This window comes from bacterium, from assembly GCA_012517375.1.
Classification (GTDB): Bacteria; Hydrothermota; Tepidihabitantia; order B3-TA06; family B3-TA06; genus JAAYVC01.
In genome coordinates, this window is sequence record JAAYVC010000031.1 from 1 (window position 1) to 6,408 (window position 6,408).

The following is a 6,408-nucleotide window of genomic DNA, read 5'->3' on the forward strand; positions in this document are numbered from 1 at the left end:
CGGCTCTGCGCCGTAAAATCAAGATACTGCTATGAGATTGCCGCGTCCTAACGCCTTCGGCGTTTCTCCTCGCAATGACGTTGGAGTTCGTGACGCTTTTCATCAAACGGGACTCCATTTCTCGAATCCTGACTAATCACGTCAGGGAATTTGTCCAGCTTCTGACCACCTTCTGACCACCTTTTGACCATCTTTTGTCCATCTTCTGACCATCTTTCCCACCCCAAGAAATCGCTTCGCAATTTCTCGGGGACCCCGGGTCTGGAATCGATTCTGCCGAAGCTGTAGGCTTCCAGCCGCTACTTTGGGGGAGTATTTGACCATGATTCCTGACCGCAAAGAGTTAAATCTGACTTGGTGCCGGGAATTCTATAGAATTCTCACGAACCTCATGCCTGAGACCTGCTTGACGACCCCCTTAAGTTCCATACTCAGTAGAGTTGGGAGAAGCGCCGAAGAAGTTATCCTTAGCTTTTCCACAAGACTGTCCACATGCATGGGCTCTGGACCAAGAAGACGGTATATGCGGAGCTCGTCCGGATCGAGCTCGGGTCCTACGACTTTATCTTTAGCTTCTGCGTTACTTGTAGGACGGTAGACGGAGCCGAACTCCTCTAAAATATCCTCAACCCGACCTACGAGTTTGGCGCCGTCCTTTAAGAGCTTATTTGTTCCCTGCGACTGGTCTGAAAAAATTCCGCCCGGCACGGCAAACACCTCACGACCTGCATCGGCAGCCCATCTAGCTGTGATTAGCGCGCCTGATGATTGTCCAGCCTCTACGGCAACGACGCCGTGCGAGATGCCTGCGATTATTCGGTTGCGTCGCGGAAAAAGGCCGGGTTCAGGTGTCGTCCCAGGCAGGAATTCGCTGATTACAGCGCCCTGCATTGAGATTTGCCCGAAAAGTTCACTATTCTCAGGAGGATACGCTATGTCTATTCCGCATCCGAGAACCGCAATGGTTCGAGAACCCGAACTCAGGCAGCCTTTGTGTGCAAGTGTGTCTATGCCGCGAGCAGCGCCGGATACGATTACTACTCCCCGTGTTCCCAACTCCCGGGCAAGTCTTTCAGCCGCTGCGCGTCCGTAGCCTGTAGGATGACGAGTACCTACGATTGCGATGACGAGCTTTTCTTCAGCGTAAAGGTTACCCCTGACAAAGAGAACGGCTGGAGGTTGTTGCGATGATTTAAGAAGAACCGGATACTCAGGGTCAAGAAAGGAGATTATTCTGGCTCCTATCTCTGAGAGCGTGGAAAGAGCTTTTCTTACCCTATCCGTTCGCCTGTAAGAGGCAACCCTTTCCGCTATCTTATCGCCCAAGCCTGCTTCGGAAAGTTCATTCTTTGAAGCGCTTAAAGCGGCTTCGGCGCATCCGAACTTATCCAGAAGCCTTGAAAGACGCGTTTGACCGAGACCTTCTATGGAAAGAAGGTCAACACAGGCTTCGTTTTTCAATTCCTGCCTCCCGGATTACGGATAGACGAATGGCAAGCAAGAAGCTCGTTCAATCTATTTTTCAGCTCTGAAATGCCGTCTCCTTTCAGAGCTGATATGTAAATCACTTTTTTTTCGCCTTTGATTTTAGGCTTTTTCGTTGAGATGTCCATCTTGTTTACGACGACTATCCGCTTTCTCTGAAGAAGATCGGGGTTGTAGCTTGCAAGCTCGGAGGTTAACGTGCAGAAGGCTTCTTGAGGGTTTTCGTCCGCGGCAAGTACGAAGAGAAGAACGCTGGTTCTTTCGATGTGGCGCAGGAATCTCAAGCCTAATCCTTTCCCCTCTGCGGCGCCCTCAATTATCCCCGGGATATCGGACAAGGTAAAGGAAAGATGCTCGTCGCGAAGTACGCCGAGGTTGGGTGAAAGTGTTGTGAACGGATAGGAGGCTATTTTAGGCTCGGCATTAGTAAGAGCCTTGAGTAAAGTGGATTTGCCGGCGTTCGGAAGTCCTACGAGACCTACATCGGCAAGAAGCCGAAGAAGGAGTTTAAGCTTGCGCCTTTCTCCTGGTTTACCCTCCTCGAACTCTCTCGGCGCCTGATGAGTTGAGGATGCAAAATGCGCATTGCCCCTGCCGCCCTTTCCGCCCTTTGCGACAAGAAGACGCTCACCGTGCTTGAGAACTGAACCCAGCAACTCGTCTGTCTCGACATTGTAAACGTCTGTGCCTAAAGGCACCTCGATTACCCTGCTTTCGCCTCTTGCCCCGTACATCTTTTTACCCTTTCCGTGAACGCCTCTTCCCGCTTTGTACGTTACGTGGTATTCGAGATCTGCTAGCGTTGCAAGGTGCAGGTTCCCTTCAAGGTAAACGGAACCGCCGTCTCCGCCATCGCCGCCGTCAGGCCCGCCGCGCGGGACGAACTTCTCGCGCCTGAAGCTGACGCACCCCGAGCCTCCGTCTCCGGCGATAACCTTGACTGATACCTCATCTACGAAACGCATATTTAACTTTATTCAAATGTGAAAAAAAATCAAGTTTCGTATGCGCTGTATTTTTGGTGCTTGACATTTATTATTTAAGGACTATGATTTAAAATAATCAGACTATTTACGCCTCTGATAAGTGCATTAAGTTGAAAACAAAAAAATTAAACTCAAGGAGGGTAAGCAGCGCAATGAAAGAGGCGAGAATATACAGGACAGGAAGGCGAGATTGGGATACGGGTAGAATAGGTCTTAATTCCTTTCAAATTTCCACAAATAGTAAAGTCAAAAGAGTTATATCTACTAGGAGGTATATTATGACTAGACGAAAAGTGCTGGCAACACTTTTTATTATTACGGGACTGATGTTGGCTACATCTCCCGTTTTTGCTCAGTGGCACACCGATACAAGAATCTCCAATACGGCTTCTTCATCGTACTCCGCTTACAACAGCGGAGCTTGGAGCATTGCTGCCGATAACGCAGACGTTTATATAGTCTGGAGAGATCAGAGCTTCACACAGTACGTACGCGGCGTTGTCTTTCCGATAGGAACACCGCCAGCTCCAGGTTCAGGAACCGCGCTAAGCACTGGTTCGGTTTCCTACGATGTAGGCGTGGCGGCAGGCGATAACACTAACGCGCACGTCGTATGGGATTATTCCAGCCATCAGTATTATAACGGATACAACGGTTCTTCCTGGGGCTCTGAGTACGATCACTTCTACACGGGCGATAACATGCGCGCACAATCCATAGCTAATAATTCGGCAGGAACTTCCTTTATTGTAACAACAGGCACGTGGAACAATCCGGCTTTTGTTTATCGAATCCGGTACCGCGAACGCTCTGCAGGCGGCAGCTGGACGCCTATGACTGATATTTGGGCACCGCCTTCAACCGACTACCATTATTTTGTAGCGCCTTCGATTTGCTTGACACCTACCGGTACAAGGCACATATCAATGGGGATTTACAGGACAGCAGGCCCGTCGTATACAATTGGGCACATGTGGAGCCCGAATGGAACCTCCTGGTCAAGCGAGTACGTTCTGCCGGCAAACAGCGCTTATCACGTTTACCCGACTTCTATCTGCAGCGATAAAAATGGTAATATCTTTATCGCCTACCTGAGTTACCCTTCTCCCTATCAAGTTCGAGTTATCGATAATGTAGGCGGCAGCTGGAACGCACCTGTAACTATATCAAACTCTACGACATCGATTAGTTACGTTTCAATTTGTTCGGATACGTTCGGCAACGTATGGGTTGGCTGGGACCAGGCCGGCGGAGCGGCTAACGAAATATTCTACGCAATGCGTCCGGCAGGCGGACCATGGGGAACACCGCAACCGTTAACCGCAAATGACGGTTATACGTCACGTTATATTAATCTGACAGCCGATAAAAATGGAAACGTTCACGCTAGTTGGACAGACAACCGCGATGGCAACTACGAGATATACTATAACTGGTTTGGCGGATCAAGCGGACCCGGTCCTGGCGGCGAGCGCGACCTTGCCTGCACGAGGATTCTGCAGCCCGTGGGCAAGATACAGAAGGGGACAATAGAGCCTAAGGCGGTTATTGCCAATCTGGGCGAGGAAATAGACTCAGGCTACGCCAAGTGCTTTATCACAGGACCCGGAGCCAACTACAACAAGGGCAACAAAGAAGGAATAGTGTACCTTGATCCAGGCCAGGAGAAGGAGATAACGTTCCCGGACTGGGAGCCTTCAGGCGTACCCGGCGACCAGTATCGCGTAGAAGTTGTTGTTTATCTCTGGCCCGAGAAGACGATAGCGGATTACGACTCTACGAACAACACAAAGGTCGCGTATGCAACTATCGCTTCAGGAACCGAAGTCGTGGCTACTACGGTAGTCAGACCTGAGGAAGGTTCCACTGTAGACAAGATGAAGCCCGCGGCATACTTCACGAACATAGGCACCGATCCCGCAGTTAATTTTTACTGCCATGCGGATATAACCCCGGGACCAACCACTGCCGAATACATGGACAGCGTGGGAGTATCGGATACCCTTCAGCCGGGTGATTCGACCTTAATCGAGTTTAAGGACTGGATATGCCTTGATGAAGCTCCCTTTACTGCAGAGTTTTATGTTACAGGTGTAGACGGAGCATTGAGGATCGTCAACTTTAACGGAACACCCTGGACCGGTATCGCCGAGAAGCCATACCTTTACGCTCCCGGCCTTTCCATATCGGGAACGAATATCAACTTTACCCTTCCCAAGGCGGCCAGCGTTAGCCTTAAGGTGTACGACGCCACAGGCAAACTCGTTTCAACACTTCTTGAGGGTTCTGCGGCGCAGGGCAATCATTCATACAATCTGAGCGCTCATTCCGGGGTATACTTCGTCAAGCTTGTCACGCCGGACTATTCCGCCGTACGCAAGGTCGTTATCTTTTAAATTAGACTCTTTTTAATGCTTTGAGGCGGCCATGGTGCCGCCTCTCTTGTTTTAGGGGATTTCCACGATATATTTCGATGCGTTTCACGTGAAACATCGCCGGGTTTTACAAGCATTATTAATTGACATTTCCCAGTCGAAGGGTAAACTCAGGGCGATGACAATCTCTATATACCCCCCAGGAGTATTCGACATAATCCTTGCATCTATAATAGCATTAGGAACCGCCATCCCTCTGATTTTTGCGCCAAAAAGGTTTTTCGCGGTCATTAGACTTCTGAGACCCTTAAGGCTCATCCACTACGGCGGTTTCGCGGCAGGCGGTGCAGTAATAGGCGCCGCAGTCGCTAACAAACCCCTGGATATCTACCTCATTCTGTGGTCGACCGTATCTGCTTTTATCGCTTTCCAGGCTGCCGTGTTTTTGAACGATATCTTTGACTCAGAAATCGACCGGTTGGCAGGCAAGGACACCCCTTTCACAAAAGGGGTTCTTTCCCGAAGAGGTTCGTGGATTCTTGCCGCAGGATTATCGATTTTCTCTCTGGTAATTGTTTCAAGGTGCGGGTTGGATAGTTTCCTTGCGCTTCTTTCTGCGCATATTGTATCCCTTGTTTATTCGACCCCCCTTCTGCGTGCGAAAAAGGTATACCCCCTGAACGTATTCCTTTTAGCGCTCGCAGGCCTTGCAGTGATGGTCTCCGGTTTTGCGAGTCATGCGCACTGGACGCTCTTTCCTGTAAGGATGCTTATATTGATCCTCCTCACCTTGACCTTGACATTCGGCACTAAGGACATGGCCGACGTTGAGGGCGACCGGGCAAGGGGCGTCAGGACTCTATTCACCATTCTTGGCTTAGAAAGCGGCTTGCGGGTAAATGCGGCGCTCGTTCTGGTTTCCTACCTTGCCACGCCGCTCATTCTCAACTATATTCCGCTCTTTTGGGCTGCGATACCTGCAGGTGCAATCTCATCTATTTTAATACTCTTGGCAAAAAAGAGAGTGAAATTAATTGAAGGACTCATTCTTCTTGTGTATATTGCGTTTGCCCTGGCGATCTTGTGGCTCATCGTGACCGCAAGGCTCGTGTTTCACGTGAAACAATCTCTTGCAACCTAATTTTTTACGCGACTTAAGCTCACAAAAGTGGGTTGTTAATCTCCGGGGTTTCTTTTATCGCCGTGGCACGAATCCCTGCATTCGTATGCCGAAACGAGGTCCCTTTTTACGGAAAAAAAGCAGGACAAAGAGCCACCAGAGGTGGCATGCGCCGAACGAGCGCTGGAAGCGCATGCATTCGGCAGAATCGATTCCAGACCCGGGGTCCCCAAGAAATTGCGAAGCGATTTCTTGGGGTGGGAAAGCTGGTCAGAAGATGGACAAAAGGTGGTCAAAAGACAGACAGAAGCTGGACAAAATTTCTGTGATGGTTAGTCAGTATTCGAGAAATGGAGTCCCGTTTGATGAAAAGCGTCACGAACTCCAACGTCATTGCGAGGAGAAACGCCGAAGGCGTTAGGACGCGGCAATCTCATAGCAG

4 protein-coding genes are annotated in these 6,408 nt (G+C 50.0%); 2 read left to right on the forward strand and 2 right to left on the reverse strand.

All coding sequences use genetic code 11. The features are described from left to right. Positions 1 to 369: 369 nt before the first annotated feature. Entirely contained in the window at positions 370 to 1,461 is a 1,092-nt protein-coding gene (dprA, locus tag GX441_04015) for a DNA-protecting protein DprA (protein NLI97810.1), read from the reverse strand. Continuing rightward, the gene (gene obgE / locus GX441_04020; GenBank protein ID NLI97811.1) at positions 1,458 to 2,450 is read right to left on the reverse strand and encodes a GTPase ObgE; all 993 of its coding nucleotides are present in this window, start codon (positions 2,448 to 2,450) and stop codon (positions 1,458 to 1,460) included. The genes dprA and obgE overlap by 4 nt, the downstream gene beginning before the upstream one ends. Before the next feature lie 299 nt (positions 2,451 to 2,749). On the opposite strand from obgE, the gene GX441_04025 reads away from it, so the two are divergent. Beyond that, a complete protein-coding gene (locus tag GX441_04025) occupies positions 2,750 to 4,867 on the forward strand; it encodes a T9SS type A sorting domain-containing protein (protein ID NLI97812.1) in 2,118 nt (705 codons plus the stop codon). 157 nt (positions 4,868 to 5,024) lie between these two features. Further along, positions 5,025 to 5,987: a UbiA family prenyltransferase gene (locus tag GX441_04030; protein ID NLI97813.1), complete on the forward strand. Its 963-nt coding sequence runs from the start codon at positions 5,025 to 5,027 to the stop codon at positions 5,985 to 5,987. The last annotated feature ends 421 nt before the right edge of the window (positions 5,988 to 6,408 follow it).